Genomic DNA, 17644 nt, shown 5'->3' with positions numbered 1-17644 from the left:
ACTTGAAATGCTGCACCGCAGCATGTATATGTTTCTCATGAAATCCGGCCAGTGTCCGGCATTAGGAGATACCCAGATGACCAAGACCCCCGACATGACCAAGGCGTTCCAGGACATGATGGCCGCTTTCCCGGTTGACGCTTCGGCCTTCCAGAACGCGTTCAAGACCCAGGCCGCTTTCGGCGAGAAGTTCTCGAAGGTCGCCATCGAGGCGGCTGAGAAGTCGACCGAAATCACCGCCAAGTGGACCAAGGACACCCTGGCCAAGCTGGGCGACATGGCCAAGGCCAAGGCTGACCCGGCCGATTACACCAAGTCGGTGACCGACTACGCGTCGGCCGCTGCCGAGATGGCCGCCGAAAACCTGGCCGCCTTCGCCGAAGTGGCGAAGAAGGTTCAGATGGAAACCGTCGAGCTGATGCTGGCTGCGGGCAAGGAAGTGTCGGAAGACGCCACCGCCGTCGTCAAGAAGGCCACCAACGAAGTGACCACGGCCGCCAAGAAGGCCGCCGCTTCGGCCGCGAAGTAAGTCTTCCGACCGGCTGCGCGGCTTCGCTCCCTGTCGCGCGCAGCCCTTGTCGAAAGATCAGCGGGCGGGCTCTTCCTGAGCCCGCCCTTGCTTTTTTCTGCGGCCCTGCCCTAAGCTTCTCTGCACACGCAAAAGCGTGCCGTAGTCCAGGGGGGTCCGTGCATGGCCGATACCGACAAGCCGCTTCTGATCAAGCGCTATGCCAGCCGGCGCCTCTACAATACCGAAACCTCGGATTATGTGACGCTGGAAGACATTGCCGGCTTCATCCGGCAGGGCCGCGAGGTGCAGATCGTCGATCTGAAATCCGGCGATGACCTGACCCGGCAGTATCTGTTGCAGATCGTGGCCGAACACGAATCCAAGGGCGAGAACGTGCTGCCGGTGAACGTGCTGACCGATCTGGTCCGCAGCTATGCCACCGGGATGCAGTCGGTCATGCCGCAATTCCTGCAGGCCAGCTTTGACATGCTGCGCGAAAGCCAGACCAAGATGGTGGAAAACCTGTCCGCCTTCCCCAATCCCATGGCCGCCGTTCCCGGCTTCGATGCCCTGCGCAAGCAGCAGGAAGTGTTCCTCAAGTCGATGATGGGCGGCCTGCCCGGCTGGGCCGCGTCGGGCCCCGCGCGGGAAGAGGACAGCGCCGACAAGCCCGACGACATTGCCGAGATCAAGAAACAGCTCGCCGAACTGCAGGCCAAGCTGTCCAAGCTCTGACCGATGGCCGAGGCCGAGGGCCGCGTCACCCTTTGGGGGATCGAAGTCTTTCTCGCCGCGGCCGAGGAAGGCGCCATTTCCGCTGCGGCGCGGCGTCTGGGCGTCAGCCCGTCCGCCGTCAGCCAGCAGCTTTCCGGTCTGGAAACCGCGCTTGGCGCGCTGCTGCTGGATCGCGGCGCCCGGCCGATGCGGATGACGCCCGCCGGAACCATGTTCCGCCGCCACGCGCAGGTGATGCTGAACGCAGCGCTTGAGGCCCGCGCCGAACTGGCCCGCGCCGATCTGGCCGGTCTGACAACCCTGCGCCTTGGCATGATCGAGGATTTCGAGGCCGATGTGACGCCCCGCCTGCTGTCGGGCCTGTCGGAAGAACTGAAGGGCTGCCGCTTCCTGCTGGAAACCGGCCCGTCGCACCGGCTGCTTGACCAGCTTGACGCCCGCGCGCTGGACGTGATCGTCGCCACCGACCTGCCCGGCGACACCGCCGCCGAGGCCGCCCCGCGCGAGGTTCACCCGATCCTGCGCGATCCCTTCGTTGCCGTCTGCCCGCGCGGGCGGGCGCCCGGAGACCTGCCGCTGATCCAGTATTCCGCCCGCCACCTGATCGGGCGCCAGATCGCCAGCCACCTGTCGCGGCTGGGCGTGAAGCCCGCCTCGCGCTTTGAACTGGACAGCTATCACGCGATTCTGGCCATGGTGGCCGCCGGCGCCGGCTGGGCCATTCTCACGCCGCTGGCGCTGCATCAGGCCCGCCGCTTCCGCGCCGAGATCGAGGTGCAGCCCCTGCCCTTCGCGCCGCTGGACCGCACGCTGTCGCTGCAGGCCCGCGCCGGCGTGCTGCGCGACATTCCCGATCTGATCGCGCACCGCCTGCGCGCGCTGATCGCGGAAGAGGTGGTCGCGCCGATGCGCGCGGCCTACCCGTTCATCGGGGACAGCCTGTCGGTCCTGTGACCGGGCGGCGCCTCAGCCTTGACGGCCTCGGCCGCGCCCAGGATCGCATTGGCGATGAAATCCAGTTCCGCCGCGCTCAGCCGGGTGGGCAGGCGCACGTCGCAGGCGCGCATCAGCATGGCGCGGGTCTGCGGCAGATCGGGCACCTCGCCCAGGAACTGCCAGTTCCAGAACGCCCGCGCATTGCCTTCCGACAGGCCGAAGACCTGCACCGAAACGCCGCGCTGCTTGGCCGCGGTCTGGAAGGCCACCGCCTCTTCGTCGGTCCAGTCGCCCACAAGGTTGAACTGGATGGAATCCGGCGCGCGCTGTTCGGGTTTCAGCGGATCGGGCACCCGCAGCCAGGGGCAGGCGTTCAGCATGTCCGCCACCCGGTCGTGGTTCGCCCGGCCCTTTTCCACCCGTTCGGCCACCAGCGGCAGTTGCGGCCGGATCACCGCCGCCGACAGGTTCTGCATCCGCAGGTTATAAAGCGGCAGCTTGTTCTGCCAATGCGCGCAACTGTTGGACAGGCCCGGATGCTTCTTCCAGTTTTCCTCATAGGCGCCCGACATGATGATCGCCCGCGCCGCCACCTCGGGATCGTCGGTGATCAGGATGCCACCTTCGCCCGCGTTCACCATCTTGTAGGACTGGAAGCTGAAGCAGCCCACCTTGCCGATGGTGCCGATGTTGCGCCCGCCCCAGACGGTGCCCAGGCTGTGCGCCGCATCCTCGATCACCGGGATACCGGCCGCATCGGCCAGTTCCATGATCGCATCCATGTCAGACGTGTGCCCGCGCATGTGGGAAATCATCACCGCATCGGCCCCGGGCAGCTTGGCCGCGAAATCGGCCATGTCCACGCGGTAGTTCGCGCCCACTTCCACCAGCACCGGCACGCAATCGGCGTGCACAACGCTTGACGGCACGGCGGCAAAGGTAAAGGCCGGGATCAGCACCTTGGCGCCCTTGGGCAGGTCCAGCGCCTTGAGCGACAGGAACAGCGCCGCCGAACAGGACGACACCGCCAGCGCATAGCGCGCGCCCAGAAGCGCCGCGAACTCTGCCTCCAGCAGCGCCACCGGCGCATCCTTCGGCGCGGTGTAGCGGAACAGGTCGCCCGAATTCAGCAGCCGGTCGATCTCGGCCCGCGCCGCTTCGGGAATGGATTCGGCCTCATGAACATTGGGGGCAAGGGTCTGACCGTCGGGCGCCATCTTCAGCTTTCCTGAATGTGTCTTTCAGAAAGCGTGTAAACACTGCGCCCGTGACGCGCCAGTGACAAATCATCCGCTGCGCCGGATTTCGCCACCGCGTTCTTCCACTGCCGCGATATGCGGTAGAAAATCCTTCCTCAGCCCTTGATCGCGATCCGCGCCTCAAGCCGATCCAGCACCTCGGCCAGCTCGTGCCACAGGGTCCGTGCCATCGACCGGAACACCCAGATTTCAACCGCCTCCGCCCCCGTCCGCAGGATCACCGCCGACATGTGGTTGACCGGCGCCCGGATCGCCGCCCCTTCGGGAAAGGCCGCCGGCGTCAGGTCCACCGGCACCAGCCGCGCCAGCGCCTGCGCAAGCCCCGGCCCCGACAGCGCCACCCCGGCCCAGCCGCCAGACTGATCCGTCACCGCAGCCGCGCCGGCCAGACCTGCCGGCGGCTCGGCCCCCATCAGAAAGGCCTGATCGCGCCCGGTCCAGACCAGCCGCGCCGCCCCCGCCGAAACCCAGCGGTTCGGCGGCGGAAAGCCCAGACCCAAGGGCGCCAGCGCGGCGCCCGCCGCCTCGGCCCCGCCGGGAAACAGCGCCACCGACCAGATCGCCCGGTCCTCCAGCGGCACCAGGGCAAGCCCGGCCTTCGTCACCGACGCCTGTCCCGCCCAGGCCTGTTTTGCAATCAGTTCAGGCACGCATCCGCCCTCCGTCCGGGTCCAGGAACACCGGCCCCGTCACCTCGCAGGTAACGTCGATGTCCCGCAGGTGATCAACCAGCCGGATCTGTTCGCCATACCGCGCCCGACCATCGGCCAGGAAGGCCAGCGCCAGCCAGCAGTTCAGCGTGGGCGACCAGCACACGCTGGTGACATAGCCTTCGTCCGTCGCCGGATCGACCACCGCGCCGGGCCGGAACAGATGCGCCCCGGCGGTCAGCGGCGCATGGGCCTTCAGCCCCACAAGCTGCTGGCGCTCCGGCCCCGTCAGCCCCGGCCGCTGCGCCGCCGCCTTGCCGATACAGTCCTTCCTGGCGCTGACCATCTTCTCCATGCCAATGTCGAAGGCCGTCACCCGGCCGTGAATCTCGGCATGGGTGATGAAGCCTTTCTCGATCCGCAGCACGTTCAGCGCCTCCATCCCGTAGGGACCGCCACCCATGGTCTCGGCCCGGCCAACCAGATCGCGGAACAGCGCCTCGCCATAGCGGGTGGGAACGGCCAGTTCATAGCCCTCTTCCCCGCTGAACGAGATGCGGAACAACCGCGCCTCGACCCCGCCGACACGCACCGTCGTCACCCCCATGAAGGGCAGATCGCCCAAGGGCGCATCCAGCGTGGCATTCAGCAGCGCCCGCGCCATCGGCCCGGCCACGGCGAATTGCGCCCAGCTTTCGGTGACGCTGAGGAAGCGCAGATCCCAATCGGCGCAGAAGGCCTGATGCACGAAATCCAGATGCCGCATCACCAGCCCGGCGGCGGCGGTGGTGGTGGTCATCAGGAAATGGTTTTCCCCCAGCCGCGCCGTGGTGCCGTCATCCAGCACCATCCCGTCCTCGCGCAGCATCAGCCCATAGCGGACCCGGCCCACCGGCAGGGTGCTGAAGGTGTTGGTATAGACGAAATCCAGAAACCGCGCCGCATCGCGGCCCTGGATGTCGATCTTGCCCAGCGTGGACACATCGGCCACGCCCACGGCGGTGCGCACCCAGCCAACCTCGCGGTCGCAGGCTTCCTTCCAGCCCGTCTCGCCCGGCTTCGGGAAATAGCTGGGCCGATACCACAGCCCCGCCTCGATCATCGGCGCGCCCCGGTCGCGGCTGGCCTGATCGCTGGTCAGGAAGCGTTGCGGCGCAAAGCCCGCCCCGCGCCCGCCCGCCCCCATCGAGGCGATGGACACCGGCACGAAGGGCGGCCGGAAGGTGGTGATCCCGGTCTCGGCGATCGACCGGCCGGTGGCATCGGCCAGCACGGCCAGCGCCGCCACATTCGACGACTTGCCCTGATCCGGCGCCATGCCCTGCGTGGTGTAGCGCTTCATGTGCTCGACCGAGGTATAGTTCTCCTTGGCCGCCAGACGCACGTCCTTGGTCGTCACGTCATTGGCAAAGTCGATCCAGGCCCGCCCCTCGCCGCCCACGTCCCACAGGGCGCGCGGCTCATAGGGCGCATCCTCGGCCGCCGGCAGCGGCAGGTCGGGCACCGCCATCCCCAGATCCTTCAGCGCGGCCGTCGCGGCGGCCTTGCCATCGCCCAGCGCCGCATGGGTCGAGAAGCGGCCCGCCGCCGCCCCCGCCGCCGTCAGCCCCGGCACCGCACCCTCCATCGGTACGAAGGCCATGATGTCTTCCGACCAGCGCGGGCGTCCGTTCATGTGGCAGGTCAGGTGCAGGCTGGGGTTCCAGCCGCCCGACATCGCCAGACAGTCGGTCTCGATCTCGAAGGTCTCGGCCCCCTTGCGCACGGTGATCGCCCGCAGGCCAAGGCGGCCCCGGCTGCCCACCACCTGCGCGCCCAGATGCACCGGGCAATCCTCCAGCCCCGAAGCCTCGGTGCGCGGGTCGATGATCGCCGCCACCTGCACCCCGGCCGCCATCAGCTCGCGCGCCAGAACGCGGCCGGCCTCGCTGCCGTCAAAGATGGTGACCCGCCGCCCCGGCACCACGCCAAAGCGGTTCAGATAGGTGCGCACCGCGCTGGTCAGCAGGATGCCGGGCCGGTCATTGTCGGGAAAGGCGATCGGGCGTTCCAGCGCGCCCGCACCCAGAACCGCGCGCTTCGCGACGATGCGCCAGAAACATTCGCGCGGCAGGTTGGGCCGGGCCGGGCGGTGCAGCCCCACCCGCTCCAGCGCGCCGAAGGTGCCGTTGTCATAGGCGCCGGTCACCGTGGTGCGCGTCATCACCCGCACGTTCGGCATTGACCGCAGCTCCGCCTCGACGCCGGCCACCCAGATCGCCGCCGGCTCGCCGCCCAGGGTGCCGCCGTCGCCGACCAGACGCCCGCCCAGCAGCGGGTTCTCGTCGGCCAGGATGACCTGCGCCCCCGCCCGCGCCGCCGTCAGCGCCGCCATCAGCCCGGTCGGCCCGGCCCCGATCACCAGCAGGTCGCACCAGGCCCAGGCTTTCTCGTAAACACCCTCGTCATGCTTGCCCGACAGGCTGCCCAGGCCCGCCGCGCGGCGGATCACCGGCTCATAGACCCGTTCCCAGAAGGCCCGCGGCCACATGAAGGTCTTGTAATAGAAGCCCGCGCTCAGGAACGGCGCCAGCAGGTCGTTGACCTCAAGCAGGTCATATTTCAGCGTGCCCATCCGGTTCTGGCTGCGGGCATCCAGCCCGTCGAACACTTCCAGCATGGTTGCGCGGACGTTCGGCGTCTGGTTGGTCTTGCCATGGATCTCGACCAGCGCGTTCGGCTCTTCGCTGCCGGCGGTCAGCGGGCCGCGCGGGCGGTGATACTTGAAGCTGCGCCCCATCAGCCGCACGTCATTGGCCAGCAATGCCGAAGCCAGCGTGTCGCCGCGATAGCCGCCATAGCTCTTGCCGTCGAAGGTGAAGCGCAGCGGGTGGCTGCGGTCGATGATGCCCTTGCCCTCGACCCTCATTCCGCGGCCCTCCCGGCAACCAGCTCGACGGCGGTGATCTCATGCGTCACCGTGTTGCGCGTGACCACCAGCCACTGCGCGCAGCCCTGTTCGTGATACCACAGGTCGCGCGTCACCCCGGCCGGGTTGTCGCGGTTGTGCAGATAGTCGTCCCAGGCCGCGGGCGCGGCCCCGGCCTCGGGGCGCGACAGGTAATCGGCCGCGCCGGAGTAATAGAACTCCCGCCGGTCACGTTCGCCGCAAAGGGGGCATTTCAGGCGCATCGGGTGGTCTCCTTCGGGGCCGGCGTTGCCAAGGGGCGCTGCCCCTCGGCCCTGCGGGCCTCACCCCGGGGTATTTGGGCCAAGATGAAACCCTGCCACTTCATCTTGGCAAAAATACCCCCGCCGGAGGCAACCGGCAGTCTGGCGAGGCGTTTCGGGTGAACATGAGGCATGGCGGTCAATGCAGGTTGTGCTGGCTGCCGGTGCCTTCTTCATCCAGAAGATGCCCGGTCGCGAAACGGTCAAGGCGGAAGCGGCGGGCCACCTCATGCGGGGTATCGGTCGCCATCAGATGCGCCATGCACCAGCCGCTGGCCGGCACCGCCTTGAAGCCGCCGTAGTTCCAGCCGCAGTCAAGATACAGCCCCTCGACATGGGTCTTGTCGATGATGGGGCTGCCATCCGGCGACATGTCCATGATGCCGCCCCAACTGCGCAGCACACGGGCGCGGCCGATCATCGGCATCAGCGTCATGCCCGCTTCCATCACATGTTCCACCATCGGCAGGTTCCCCCGCGCGGCGTAGCTGGCGTAGAAGTCCAGATCGCCGCCGAACACCAGACCGCCCTTGTCGGACTGGCTGATGTAGAAATGCCCCATGCCGAAGCTGATCACATGGTTGATCACCGGCTTCAGCCCCTCGGTGACGAAGGCCTGCAGCACATGGCTTTCGATCGGAAGCCGCATCCCGGCCATGGCCGCCACCTGGCTGGACCGTCCGGCCACCACGATGCCGACCTTGGGCGCCCGGATCGGGCCGCGCGTGGTCTGCACGCCCACGACCTTGCCGCCCTCGATGTCGATGCCGGTCACTTCGCAGTTCTGGATCAGGTCCACGCCGCGCCGGTCGGCGCCGCGCGCATAGCCCCAGGCCACCGCGTCATGCCGCGCCGTGCCGCCGCGCGGGTGCAGAAGCCCGCCATAGATCGGGAAGCGCGTCTGGTCGAAATCCAGCCAGGGCAGCAGTTCGCGCACGCCGTCACGGTCCAGCAGGATGGCATCGTCGCCCTGCGTGATCATCGCATTGCCGCGCCGGGCAAAGGCATCGCGCTGGCCATCGGAATGGAACAGGTTGATCAGCCCGCGCTGGCTGTGCATCACGTTGTAATTCAGCTCGGATTCCAGGCCTTCCCACAGCTTCAGCGAATGGCTGTAGAATTCCTGGTTGCCCGGCAGGAAATAGTTGGCCCGCACGATGGTGGTGTTGCGCCCCACGTTGCCGCCGCCCAGATAGCCCTTCTCCAGCACGGCGATATTGGTCAGCCCGTGGTTCTTGGCCAGATAATAGGCGGTGGAAAGCCCGTGTCCGCCGCCGCCGATCACGATGGCATCATAGGCCGGCTTCGGGGCCGGGTTGCGCCAGGCGGGTTTCCACCCCTTGTTGCCGAATAGCCCCTCGGTAATGACCTTCAGGCCCGAATAGCGCATCCTGCCGCTCCCGTCGTTCCGGCCCCAATGAACCGGCTTTGTCCCCGGTTTGCAAGGCGCGGCGGCGCCAAGCCTGCCCAACCGCGACAAAGGCTGTCGCTTTCAGTCCCGCCCCCGGCATCACAAGGCTGTGTCCGGGTGACGCAGCCGCCGGCGGCGCGTCAGTCCAGCCGTGCATGGGGGCCGCCGCAATGGGCATGGTCGGCCAGGCTTTCGATCACGGCGCAGCGGGCCACCCGGTCATGCTGGCAGGCGGTGATCATCCGTTCCAGCTCGGACTCCAGCGCGCGCAGCGCGTCGATGCGGCGGCGCACATCGGCCAGCCGGTCGCGCGCCAGCCGGTCGGCATTGTCACACGGCGCGTCGGGGTGGCCGGCCAGATCCAGCAGATCGGCCAGCGCGGCCATGTCGAAGCCAAGGTCGCGCGCATGGCGGATGAAGCGCAGCCGCGCGATGTCATCCGCGCCGTAAAGGCGCTGCCCGCCATCGCTGCGCGGCGGGGCCGGCAACAGCCCGCGCCCTTCGTAGAAGCGGATGGTCGTGACCTTGACGCCGCTTTCGCGGGCCGCCTCGCCGATTGTCACCTCGCGCATAACTTTCCCCTTGCCTCTACAGTCGCTATAGAGGTTACGCCCGACTCACCGGAAAGAAAACAGGAGATCGGGCATGTCTGCCGCGTGTGGCCATGAGGTGAATTTTGACGGGCAGTCAGCGGCCTACCGCCGCGCGCTCTGGGCGGTGATCGGACTGAATGCCGGCATGTTCGGGGTGGAACTCTGGGCGGGGGCGCTGGCCGGGTCGCAGGCGCTGCGGGCCGATGCGCTGGATTTTCTGGCCGATGCCGCGACCTATGGCCTGTCGCTCTGGGTGATCGGGCGGCCGCTGGCCACCCGGGCGCGGGTGGCGATGGCCAAGGGCTTGTCGCTGCTGGCCATGGGGCTGTGGGTGTTCGGCTCAACGCTCTGGCTGTTCTTCGGCCCCGGCCTGCCGCGGGCCGAAGTCATGGGCGTGGTCGGGGCGCTGGCGCTGGCCGCCAACCTGTCCAGCGTGCTGATCCTGATGCGCTACCGCAACGGCGATGCCAATGTCCGGTCGGTCTGGCTGTGTTCGCGCAACGATGCCGTGGGCAATGTCGCGGTGATGGGCGCGGCGCTGCTGGTGGGGCTGACGGCAACGCCCTGGCCCGACCTTGTGGTCGCGGCGGCGATGTCGGGACTGTTCCTGTCTTCCGCCGTGCAGATCCTGCGCCACGCGCTGGCCGAGATGCGCGCCGGATCGGCGGGTGATGCCCATGGCCACGCCCGTTCCTGCGGGCACGACCATGGACATTCCCATTAGGACGCGGGCTTACAGGCCCTTCGAGCGGTAGGTCTTGGCCACCCGGTCGATGGCCACGATATAGGCGGCCACGCGCAGATCCTCGACATCCGCACGCGAATGCCAGATCTCGCGCATCGCCTGATAGGCGGTGCGCATCGTGTCATCCAGGCCCGAACGGACCAGCGCCAGCTCGTCCGATCCGGTCAGGAACTTCTGCTTGAAGTCCGGGCCCAGCGTCCAGCCCAGGCCCTTGTCGGCCGACAGCCGCTCCAGCTCCTCGACCAGCAGCCGCGAGCGCGACTCCTCGGCCCGCCGCTGCATCCGGCCAAAGCGGATGTGGCTCAGGTTCTTGACCCATTCGAAATAGGACACCGTCACCCCGCCCGCGTTGGCATAAAGGTCGGGAATGATGATCGTGCCCTTCTTGCGCAGGATTTCATCGGCGCCATAGGTGATGGGGCCGTTGGCCGCCTCGATGATCAGCGGCGCCTTGATGCGCGCGGCATTGCCCAGATGGATCACGCCTTCCATCGCCGCCGGGATCAGCAGGTCGCAGTCCTGTTCCAGAACCGCCGCACCATCGGCCACATGCGTGGCACCGGCAAAGCCCTTCAGCCCGCCCGTGGCCGCCATATGCGCCTTGACCGCCTCGATCTCCAGCCCGGCGTCGTTCAGCAGCGCGCCGTCGCGTTCGATGATGGCAATGATCTTGCAGCCGTCTTCCTCGCTCAGGAACTTGGCCGCGTGATAGCCCACGTTGCCCAGGCCCTGCACGATCACGCGCTTGCCCTCCAGACCGCCCGACAGGCCGGCCTTGGCCACATCCTCGGGGTGGCGGAAGAATTCGCGCAGCGCGAACTGCACGCCGCGGCCCGTCGCCTCGACCCGGCCCTGAATCCCGCCGGCATGGGGCGGCTTGCCGGTGACGCAGGCCTTGGCGTTGATGTCGGTGGTGTTCATCCGCGCATACTGGTCGGCGATCCAGGCCATCTCGCGCTCGCCCGTGCCCATGTCGGGCGCCGGCACGTTCTGCGCCGGATGGATCAGGTCGCGCTTGATCAGCTCATAGGCAAAGCGCCGGGTGATCTGTTCCAGCTCATGCTCTTCCCAGGCGCGCGGGTCGATGCACAGCCCGCCCTTCGAACCGCCAAACGGCGTTTCCACCAGCGCGCATTTGTAGGTCATCAGCGCCGCCAGCGCCTCCACCTCGTCCTGGTTGACCGAGGTGGCGAAGCGGATGCCGCCCTTGACCGGCTCCATATGCTCGGAATGGACCGAGCGATAGCCGACGAAGGTTTCGATCTTGCCGCGCAGGCGCACACCGAAACGGACGGTGTAGGTCGAATTGCAGACCCGGATCTTCTGTTCCAGACCAGGGCTCAGGTCCATCAGGCGCACCGCGCGATTGAACATCAGATCGACCGAGTCGCGGAAGCCCGGCTCGTGGGTGGCCACTGTCATAACTACTATCCTCCCTGTGCCGGCACATTCCGGGCCCCTCGCCCGCCGACCGCTGCATCATAGCCAAGCGAAACCTGTCGCGCATCTGTCGAAATGCCTGACGGCAACCCTCTGCGTCGTCATTGTGAAGTCTGTTCCGGCACTCCGATTCGCCACGGGCGGGCATCACGCTGCGCGCCGGACGCACAGACACAATCTGGGGTTGAGGGCTCCGGTTGCCAGCTCGGCATCAATCCCGAAAACCCGCACAAATCGTTTCCTCAACCCACAATTGTCGGCTCTCAGACCCGGACTCGCCACAATTTGGCCGATGACTCCCTCTAATCCGGTAGAATACTCACGTCCCTGTTCCATTCGGACATGAATTTGACCTGACAGGATGCCCGGCATGAAGAACCTTATGCGGATTGCATTGCACGGACTGGGCCGCCGCTCTGCCCGATTTGCCCGCGACACATCAGGGGTGATGGCCGTCCATATCCTGATCTTCTTCTTCCTGATGATCCTGATCGGCGGCATCGCGGTTGACATGATGCGCTTCGAAACCAAGCGCGTCTCGGTGCAGAACACGATGGACCGCGCCACCCTTGCCGCGGCCAGCCTGAAACAGACGCTGAACCCGACCGCGGTCGTTGAGGACTGGTTCAAGAAATCCGGCCTGGACGAGGAGCTTGACAACGTCGATGTCCAGCAGGCGATGAACTCCCGCACCGTTACCGCCAAGGCAACGGTGAATTCGCCCAACCATTTCATGTCGATGATGGACGTGCCCTATCTGGAGGCGATGAACGTCAGCCAGGCCGAACAGCGGGTCACGAATGTGGAAATCGCGCTGGTTCTCGACGTTTCCGGGTCGATGTATAACACCATCAGCCGCATCAACAACCTCAAGTCGGCGGCAAAGGATTTTGTAGATACGGTCCTTGAGAACGATACCGAGAACAAGATCTCGATCACCATCGTGCCCTATAACGGCCAGGTGAACCTTGGGCCGACGCTGATCTCGAAATTCAACGTGAACGGCGGGCACACATTCCCGACCAGCCAGCCGAACGGCGCGACGGGGAAATCCTATTGCCTGAACCTGCCCACCAATACCTATGGCACGACCACGATTTCGCGCACGACGCCGGTCAAGCAATCGCCCTTCGGTCAGGCCTGGGCCACGAACATGTCGACCCCGACCAGCTATGTCGCGATCGTGGAGCCCCAGTGGGACACCACGCGGAAGCTGTATACGAACCTCTGGTGCAGCCCGGTCGCCGGAAACTATGTGCGGATGCACAACAACAACAAGACAACCCTGAAGGCACAGATCGACGGGCTTGTTCCGGTTGGCGCAACCTCCATCGACCTTGGCATGAAATGGGGCACCTACCTGCTTGATCCCACCTCGCGCGGCATCACGGAATCGATGGTCACCTCGGGCGACATTCCGGCCTATTTCAACGCTCGCCCGGCCGACTATGGCGACAAGGAAACGCTCAAGGTCATCGTGCTGATGACAGACGGCGCCAACTTCGACCAGGAGCGGTTCTCGGACACCTATCTCGGCACCACGAAATCGGACATCTGGCGCGCGAACGACAAGTACATGTCGATCTTCGTGGCCAGCAAGGTCGATGCCTCGACCACCACCAAGCTGTGCAACAGCCGCCCCTTCTATGTTCCGCACCTTGGCGCCTGGCATTCCCGGCCCTGGAACGGCACCGCCCCCTCGGGCTCGGCCTGCTATTCCACCACGGCAACCTATACGAACACCACCCGGCTTTCCTGGAACGAAGTCTGGTCCTATGCCCATACCGACTGGGTGGCCTGGCAGCTTTACGCCCGCGCCCTGTGCACGACCACAAGCTGCATGAACACCACCTATGCCGAATGGAAGAACAAGTTCCGCAGCTATGTTGACTGGACCAGCACCCACGACAACACGCCCACGATGGACGCGAACCTGAACACCATCTGCGGCCAGGCCAAAAGCAAGGGAATGCTGGTTTACGGCATCGCGTTCGAGACCGACAACCGCGGCGCGAATGCGATCCGCAACTGCGCCTCAAGCCCGTCCTCGACCTATTTCTTCGATGTGAACGGCCTTGAAATCAAGACGGCCTTCGCGCTGATCGCCTCGAACCTCAGCCAGTTGAGGCTGACGCAATGACACATCCCCTGCTGTCGCGCATGGCCCGGCGCCTGCGCCGTCTGTGGCGGCGCGAAGACGGAACCGCCACGATCGAATTCGTGATGTTCGTGCCGGTCGTGGTGGGCATCTTCATGGCCTCGGTCGAGGCGGGCTATTACACGCTCCGCTATGTCTCGATGGACCGCGGCCTTGATCTGGTGATGCGCGATTTCCGCCTTGGAAACATTGCCGAAATCAACCATGACAAGCTGCGCGACCTGATCTGCGACGCGACCCCGATCCTGGGCGACTGCAAAAGCAAGCTGAAGGTCTGGATCGCGCCGGTCGATACCTCGACCTGGGTAATCCCGGGCGATACCGCCTATTGCGGCGATGGCAATGGCAAGCTGGTCAGCCTGGAATCCGGCAAGGTCTCGGCCGGCAGCGCCAACCAGATCATGGTCGTGCGGATCTGCACCACGGCGAAGCCGATCTTCCCGACCACCGGCCTTGGCCTGGGGCTTCGGGCCGACTCGCTCACCGGCGATTATCAGATCATGACCTCGACGCTGGTCGTGACCGAACCGTACTGAGGAGCAAGCGGTATGCGTTCCCTCGTCTCACGCATCCGGCAGTTCTCGCGCCGCGAGGACGGTCTGGTCATGACAGAGTTCCTCATCCTTCTGCCCCTGCTGATCTGGGCCTTCCTGGCGCTGTTCGTCTATTGGGAAAGTTTCCGCGCGATCAACATGGCGCAGAAGGCGAATTACGCCGTCTCGGACCTGATCTCGCGGCAAAGCGACATCGACATGAACTTCGTGAACGGTATGCAGAAGTCGATGGAATACCTGACCGGCGGCGCCCCGGTGCGGATGCGCATCACCTCGTTCCAATGGGATGCTACCAAGAAGGAATATTACGTCCTCTTCTCGAAATCGCCCAACAACGCCGTGCCGCCGCTGACCAAGACGGAACTGGCGGCCATGGCCACCGAACGGATTCCCGTGATGGCCGACCGCGATTCCGCGGTGCTGGTCGAAACCGAGGTGGGCTTCACCCCCACTTTCTTCGTCCTGTCGAACCCGGCCAAGGAACTGGGCCTGTTCGGGCTGGGAACCGGCTCAAGCTATACGTTCGACAATTTTGTCATCACCCGCCCGCGCTATGCGCGCCGGGTCTGCCTGATCGAACAGCCCTGCCCGGCCACGCTCTGACCCAGGAGACAGCCCTTCCGCCCGCGGCGCGGCGGGGCTAGGATGCCGGCATGACCGATCACGCCCCCCTTCGCAAACTGCCCGGGTCCGCCCGCCTTGCCGCGGCTGTGGCGCTTGGCCTGGTCACGGGCTGCACGCAGTTTCCCGAAGTCGCCGCCATGCCGGAAGACCCCACCCCCGAAAAGCCGGTGCTGCTGCCGCTCGACGATCTGATCGCACAGGACCGTGCCCCCGCCGCTGCCGAACCGGCGACCGAGGGCCTTGTCTCGCAGGCCGCCCTTCTGCGCGCCCGCGCCGCCCGCCTGCGTGCCGAAGCCGCGCAACCCTAACCCTGCGTTGCGCCCGTTGCGGCGAACGGCTAACAGGCTGGGTCAGGGAACCCAGGAACCGAAAGGCCCGTCCATGTCCGCCGCTCCGCTTCGTCTTGGTCTCGCCGGTCTCGGCACGGTCGGAATCGGCGTCGTCAAGATCGTCCAGCGCGAAGCCGCGCTGATCGCCGCCCGCAGCGGCCGGCCTGTCACCATCACCGCCGTCTCGGCCCGCGATCGCACGAAGAACCGCGATGCCGATCTGTCGGGCTATGCCTGGGAAACCGATCCCGTCGCCCTGGCCACCCGCCCCGATGTCGATGTCTTCGTCGAGGTGATGGGCGGTCACGAAGGCCCCGCCCGCGCCGCGACCGAAGCCGCCATCGCCGCCGGCAAGGATGTGGTCACCGCCAACAAGGCGCTGCTGGCCCACCACGGCCAGGCCCTTGCCCTTGCCGCCGAAGCAGCCGGCCGCACCATCCGTTTCGAAGCCGCCGTCGCCGGCGGCATCCCCGTCATCAAGGCGCTGACCGAAGGTCTGGCCGGTAACCGCATCCGCCGCGTCATGGGCGTGATGAACGGCACCTGCAACTATATCCTCACCCGGATGCAGGCCGCCGGCCTGCCCTATGAGACCGTCTTCGAAGAGGCCCGCCAGCTTGGCTATCTGGAAGCCGACCCCAACCTTGACGTGGGGGGCATAGACGCCGGTCACAAGCTCTCGCTTCTGGCGGCCATCGCCTTCGGCACCCGTGTCAGCTTTGACGCGGTGGAACTGGAAGGAATCGGCAATGTCTCGATCGACGACATCCGCCTGGCCGATGAAATGGGCTACCGCATCAAGCTGCTGGGTGTCGCGCAACTGACGGGCCGCGGCCTGGAACAGCGCATGACCCCCTGCCTTGTGCCCGCGGCCAGCCCGCTGGGCCAGTTGCAGGGCGGCACCAACATGGTGGTGCTGGAAGGCGACAGCGTCGGCCAGATCGTGCTGCGCGGCCCCGGGGCCGGCGAAGGCCCCACCGCCAGCGCCGTCATGGCCGATGTGATCGACCTTGCCCGTGGCTTCCGCGTGCCCACCTTCGGCCTTCCGGCCGCCGATCTGGCCGCGCCCGTGCCCGCCCGCGCCGCCACGCCCGCGCCCTATTACCTGCGCATGACGCTGCTCGACAAACCCGGCGCGCTGGCCAAGATCGCCACCTGCCTGGGCGATTCCGGCATCTCCATCGACCAGATGCGCCAGATCAACCAGCCGGGCGACGCCGACAATGACGCAATCGTCCTGATCGTCACCCACAAGGCCAGCCCCGCCGACATCGGCCACGCCCTGACCCAGTTCGACCGCACCGGCGTTCTGGTGGACCGGCCCATCGCCATCCGCATCGAAGAGGTCTGACCGCCGGGGCCCCCGGCCCCGGACGGCCGGAAAAACCCTGCGCCCCGTTAGCGTCACCATCCTTGCCGCGCCTCTTGGCCCCGGCTAGAGCGGTCGCAACCAAGCCTCAGGGACGGAGACCCCCATGTCCGACGCCAGTATCTTTCAGGATCGCCTGCTTTCGCTGGGCCTTGCCCGTGTGTCCGAAGCGGCCGCGCTGGCCAGCGCCCGGCTGATTGGCCGGGGCGATGAAAAGGCCGCCGATCAGGCCGCCGTCAACGCCATGCGCGACCAGTTGAACGAACTGGACATCGCCGGCGTCGTCGTCATCGGCGAAGGCGAACGGGACGAGGCGCCGATGCTGTTCATCGGCGAAGAGGTGGGCACCGGCCACGGCCCCGCCGTGGACATCGCGCTTGACCCGCTGGAAGGCACCACGCTGACCGCCAAGGACATGCCCAACGCGCTGACCGTCATCGCCATGGCGCCGCGCGGCACGCTGCTGCACGCCCCCGATGTGTACATGGAAAAGCTGGCCATCGGCCCGGGCTACAAGACCGGCGTCGTCACCATGACCATGACCCCGTCCGAACGCGTCTCGGCGCTGGCCGCCGCCAAGGGCGTTTCAACCGAGAACATCACTGTCTGCGTGCTGGAACGCCCGCGCCATGAAGACCTGATCCGGGAAATCCGCTCGACCGGCGCCTCGATCCGCCTGATCACCGATGGGGACGTGGCCGGTGTCATGCACTGCGCCGAACCGGAAGTCACCGGCATCGACATGTACATGGGGTCGGGCGGGGCGCCCGAAGGCGTGCTGGCCGCCGCCGCGCTGAAATGCATGGGTGGGCAGTTCTTCGGCAAGCTGCTGTTCCGCAACGATGACGAACGCGCCCGCGCCAAAAAGGCCGGCATCACCAATTTCGATCGCGTCTATACCCGCGACGATCTGGTCCGCGCCGACGTGATCTTCGCCGCCACCGGCGTCACCAACGGCTCGCTTCTGGCCGGCATCAAGCGCGAACCCGGCTGGATCACCACCGAAACCCTGCTGATGCGCTCGAAAACCGGCTCCGTCCGCCGGATGACCTACCGCAGCCCGATGAAGTAAGCCCCGGCACCGCGTTGCGGGCGCCACCACCGCGCAGGGAACGGACCC

The 17644-nt window shown here is 66.5% G+C and carries 17 protein-coding genes; 10 read left to right on the top strand and 7 right to left on the bottom strand.

Going from position 1 to position 17644, the window contains the following annotated elements; translation table 11 throughout:
* The first annotated feature begins 76 nt into the window (after positions 1-76).
* From B6K69_RS15230 to B6K69_RS15220, 3 genes are all read left to right on the top strand, one after another.
* Entirely contained in the window at positions 77-529 is a 453-nt protein-coding gene (locus B6K69_RS15230) for a Phasin (RefSeq protein ID WP_108644401.1), read from the top strand.
* 162 nt (positions 530-691) lie between these two features.
* Complete coding sequence (gene phaR / locus B6K69_RS15225; protein ID WP_108644400.1) at positions 692-1246, top strand: polyhydroxyalkanoate synthesis repressor PhaR; 555 nt, start codon at positions 692-694, stop codon at positions 1244-1246.
* Between the two features lie 3 nt (positions 1247-1249).
* The gene (locus B6K69_RS15220; protein WP_108644399.1) at positions 1250-2200 is read left to right on the top strand and encodes a LysR family transcriptional regulator; all 951 of its coding nucleotides are present in this window, start codon (positions 1250-1252) and stop codon (positions 2198-2200) included.
* Here the strand turns inward: B6K69_RS15220 and B6K69_RS15215 are convergent.
* The 6 genes from B6K69_RS15215 to B6K69_RS15190 all read right to left on the bottom strand — a co-directional run bounded on the left by B6K69_RS15215 (position 2164) and on the right by B6K69_RS15190 (position 9284).
* Complete coding sequence (locus B6K69_RS15215; protein ID WP_108644398.1) at positions 2164-3399, bottom strand: DegT/DnrJ/EryC1/StrS family aminotransferase; 1236 nt, start codon at positions 3397-3399, stop codon at positions 2164-2166. The genes B6K69_RS15220 and B6K69_RS15215 overlap by 37 nt on opposite strands.
* A 137-nt stretch (positions 3400-3536) precedes the next feature.
* The gene (locus B6K69_RS15210; protein ID WP_108644397.1) at positions 3537-4091 is read right to left on the bottom strand and encodes a sarcosine oxidase subunit gamma; all 555 of its coding nucleotides are present in this window, start codon (positions 4089-4091) and stop codon (positions 3537-3539) included.
* A complete protein-coding gene (locus B6K69_RS15205) occupies positions 4084-6999 on the bottom strand; it encodes a sarcosine oxidase subunit alpha family protein (RefSeq protein ID WP_108644396.1) in 2916 nt (971 codons plus the stop codon). The genes B6K69_RS15210 and B6K69_RS15205 overlap by 8 nt, the downstream gene beginning before the upstream one ends.
* A complete protein-coding gene (locus B6K69_RS15200; RefSeq protein WP_107674057.1) occupies positions 6996-7262 on the bottom strand; it encodes a sarcosine oxidase subunit delta in 267 nt (88 codons plus the stop codon). The genes B6K69_RS15205 and B6K69_RS15200 overlap by 4 nt, the downstream gene beginning before the upstream one ends.
* A 178-nt stretch (positions 7263-7440) precedes the next feature.
* The gene (locus B6K69_RS15195; RefSeq protein ID WP_108644395.1) at positions 7441-8691 is read right to left on the bottom strand and encodes a sarcosine oxidase subunit beta family protein; all 1251 of its coding nucleotides are present in this window, start codon (positions 8689-8691) and stop codon (positions 7441-7443) included.
* A 161-nt stretch (positions 8692-8852) separates the two neighbouring features.
* Positions 8853-9284 (bottom strand): MerR family transcriptional regulator, encoded by a 432-nt coding sequence (locus tag B6K69_RS15190; protein WP_108644394.1) that lies wholly within the window; start codon positions 9282-9284, stop codon positions 8853-8855.
* Between the two features lie 73 nt (positions 9285-9357).
* Between B6K69_RS15190 and B6K69_RS15185 the strand changes: the two genes are divergently transcribed.
* Positions 9358-10029 carry a cation efflux transmembrane domain-containing protein gene (locus tag B6K69_RS15185; protein WP_108644393.1) on the top strand — a complete coding sequence of 224 codons (672 nt, stop codon included), beginning with the start codon at positions 9358-9360 and terminating at the stop codon, positions 10027-10029.
* 9 nt (positions 10030-10038) lie between these two features.
* On the opposite strand, the gene B6K69_RS15180 is transcribed toward B6K69_RS15185, so the two are convergent.
* Positions 10039-11472: a Glu/Leu/Phe/Val family dehydrogenase gene (locus B6K69_RS15180; protein ID WP_418260006.1), complete on the bottom strand. Its 1434-nt coding sequence runs from the start codon at positions 11470-11472 to the stop codon at positions 10039-10041.
* Between the two features lie 388 nt (positions 11473-11860).
* Between B6K69_RS15180 and B6K69_RS15175 the strand changes: the two genes are divergently transcribed.
* The 6 genes from B6K69_RS15175 to glpX all read left to right on the top strand — a co-directional run bounded on the left by B6K69_RS15175 (position 11861) and on the right by glpX (position 17596).
* On the top strand, positions 11861-13630 hold the full coding sequence (locus B6K69_RS15175) for a pilus assembly protein TadG-related protein (protein WP_164681972.1): 1770 nt from the start codon (positions 11861-11863) through the stop codon (positions 13628-13630).
* Positions 13627-14184, top strand: a complete 558-nt coding sequence (locus B6K69_RS15170; RefSeq protein ID WP_108644391.1) for a TadE/TadG family type IV pilus assembly protein — start codon at positions 13627-13629, stop codon at positions 14182-14184. Before B6K69_RS15175 ends, B6K69_RS15170 begins: the two co-directional genes overlap by 4 nt.
* Positions 14185-14196: 12 nt before the next feature.
* The gene (locus B6K69_RS15165) at positions 14197-14805 is read left to right on the top strand and encodes a TadE/TadG family type IV pilus assembly protein (RefSeq protein WP_123876579.1); all 609 of its coding nucleotides are present in this window, start codon (positions 14197-14199) and stop codon (positions 14803-14805) included.
* 50 nt (positions 14806-14855) lie between these two features.
* The gene (locus B6K69_RS15160) at positions 14856-15134 is read left to right on the top strand and encodes a hypothetical protein (protein WP_108644389.1); all 279 of its coding nucleotides are present in this window, start codon (positions 14856-14858) and stop codon (positions 15132-15134) included.
* A 73-nt stretch (positions 15135-15207) separates the two neighbouring features.
* Positions 15208-16506, top strand: coding sequence for a homoserine dehydrogenase (locus tag B6K69_RS15155; protein WP_107674049.1), 1299 nt, complete (start codon positions 15208-15210; stop codon positions 16504-16506).
* Between the two features lie 124 nt (positions 16507-16630).
* The gene (gene glpX, locus B6K69_RS15150) at positions 16631-17596 is read left to right on the top strand and encodes a class II fructose-bisphosphatase (protein WP_107674048.1); all 966 of its coding nucleotides are present in this window, start codon (positions 16631-16633) and stop codon (positions 17594-17596) included.
* The last annotated feature ends 48 nt before the right edge of the window (positions 17597-17644 follow it).

Origin of the sequence: Pseudogemmobacter blasticus, from assembly GCF_003071405.1 — a bacterium.
In the GTDB taxonomy this organism is placed as follows: Bacteria; Pseudomonadota; Alphaproteobacteria; order Rhodobacterales; family Rhodobacteraceae; genus Pseudogemmobacter; species Pseudogemmobacter blasticus.
Note: the sequence above shows the minus strand (reverse complement) of the source record. Positions and strands in the feature narration are given on the sequence as shown.

Bases quoted from the DNA above. Each gene is read 5' to 3' on its own strand.
- B6K69_RS15230 (WP_108644401.1), top strand. From the start codon at position 77: ATGACCAAGACCCCCGACATGACCAAGGCGTTCCAGGACATGATGGCC.
- phaR (WP_108644400.1), top strand. From the start codon at position 692: ATGGCCGATACCGACAAGCCGCTTCTGATCAAGCGCTATGCCAGCCGG.
- B6K69_RS15220 (WP_108644399.1), top strand. From the start codon at position 1,250: ATGGCCGAGGCCGAGGGCCGCGTCACCCTTTGGGGGATCGAAGTCTTT.
- B6K69_RS15215 (WP_108644398.1), bottom strand. From the start codon at position 3,399: ATGGCGCCCGACGGTCAGACCCTTGCCCCCAATGTTCATGAGGCCGAA.
- B6K69_RS15205 (WP_108644396.1), bottom strand. From the start codon at position 6,999: ATGAGGGTCGAGGGCAAGGGCATCATCGACCGCAGCCACCCGCTGCGC.
- B6K69_RS15200 (WP_107674057.1), bottom strand. From the start codon at position 7,262: ATGCGCCTGAAATGCCCCCTTTGCGGCGAACGTGACCGGCGGGAGTTC.
- B6K69_RS15195 (WP_108644395.1), bottom strand. From the start codon at position 8,691: ATGCGCTATTCGGGCCTGAAGGTCATTACCGAGGGGCTATTCGGCAAC.
- B6K69_RS15190 (WP_108644394.1), bottom strand. From the start codon at position 9,284: ATGCGCGAGGTGACAATCGGCGAGGCGGCCCGCGAAAGCGGCGTCAAG.
- B6K69_RS15185 (WP_108644393.1), top strand. From the start codon at position 9,358: ATGTCTGCCGCGTGTGGCCATGAGGTGAATTTTGACGGGCAGTCAGCG.
- B6K69_RS15180 (WP_418260006.1), bottom strand. From the start codon at position 11,472: ATGACAGTGGCCACCCACGAGCCGGGCTTCCGCGACTCGGTCGATCTG.
- B6K69_RS15175 (WP_164681972.1), top strand. From the start codon at position 11,861: ATGAAGAACCTTATGCGGATTGCATTGCACGGACTGGGCCGCCGCTCT.
- B6K69_RS15170 (WP_108644391.1), top strand. From the start codon at position 13,627: ATGACACATCCCCTGCTGTCGCGCATGGCCCGGCGCCTGCGCCGTCTG.
- B6K69_RS15165 (WP_123876579.1), top strand. From the start codon at position 14,197: ATGCGTTCCCTCGTCTCACGCATCCGGCAGTTCTCGCGCCGCGAGGAC.
- B6K69_RS15160 (WP_108644389.1), top strand. From the start codon at position 14,856: ATGACCGATCACGCCCCCCTTCGCAAACTGCCCGGGTCCGCCCGCCTT.
- B6K69_RS15155 (WP_107674049.1), top strand. From the start codon at position 15,208: ATGTCCGCCGCTCCGCTTCGTCTTGGTCTCGCCGGTCTCGGCACGGTC.
- glpX (WP_107674048.1), top strand. From the start codon at position 16,631: ATGTCCGACGCCAGTATCTTTCAGGATCGCCTGCTTTCGCTGGGCCTT.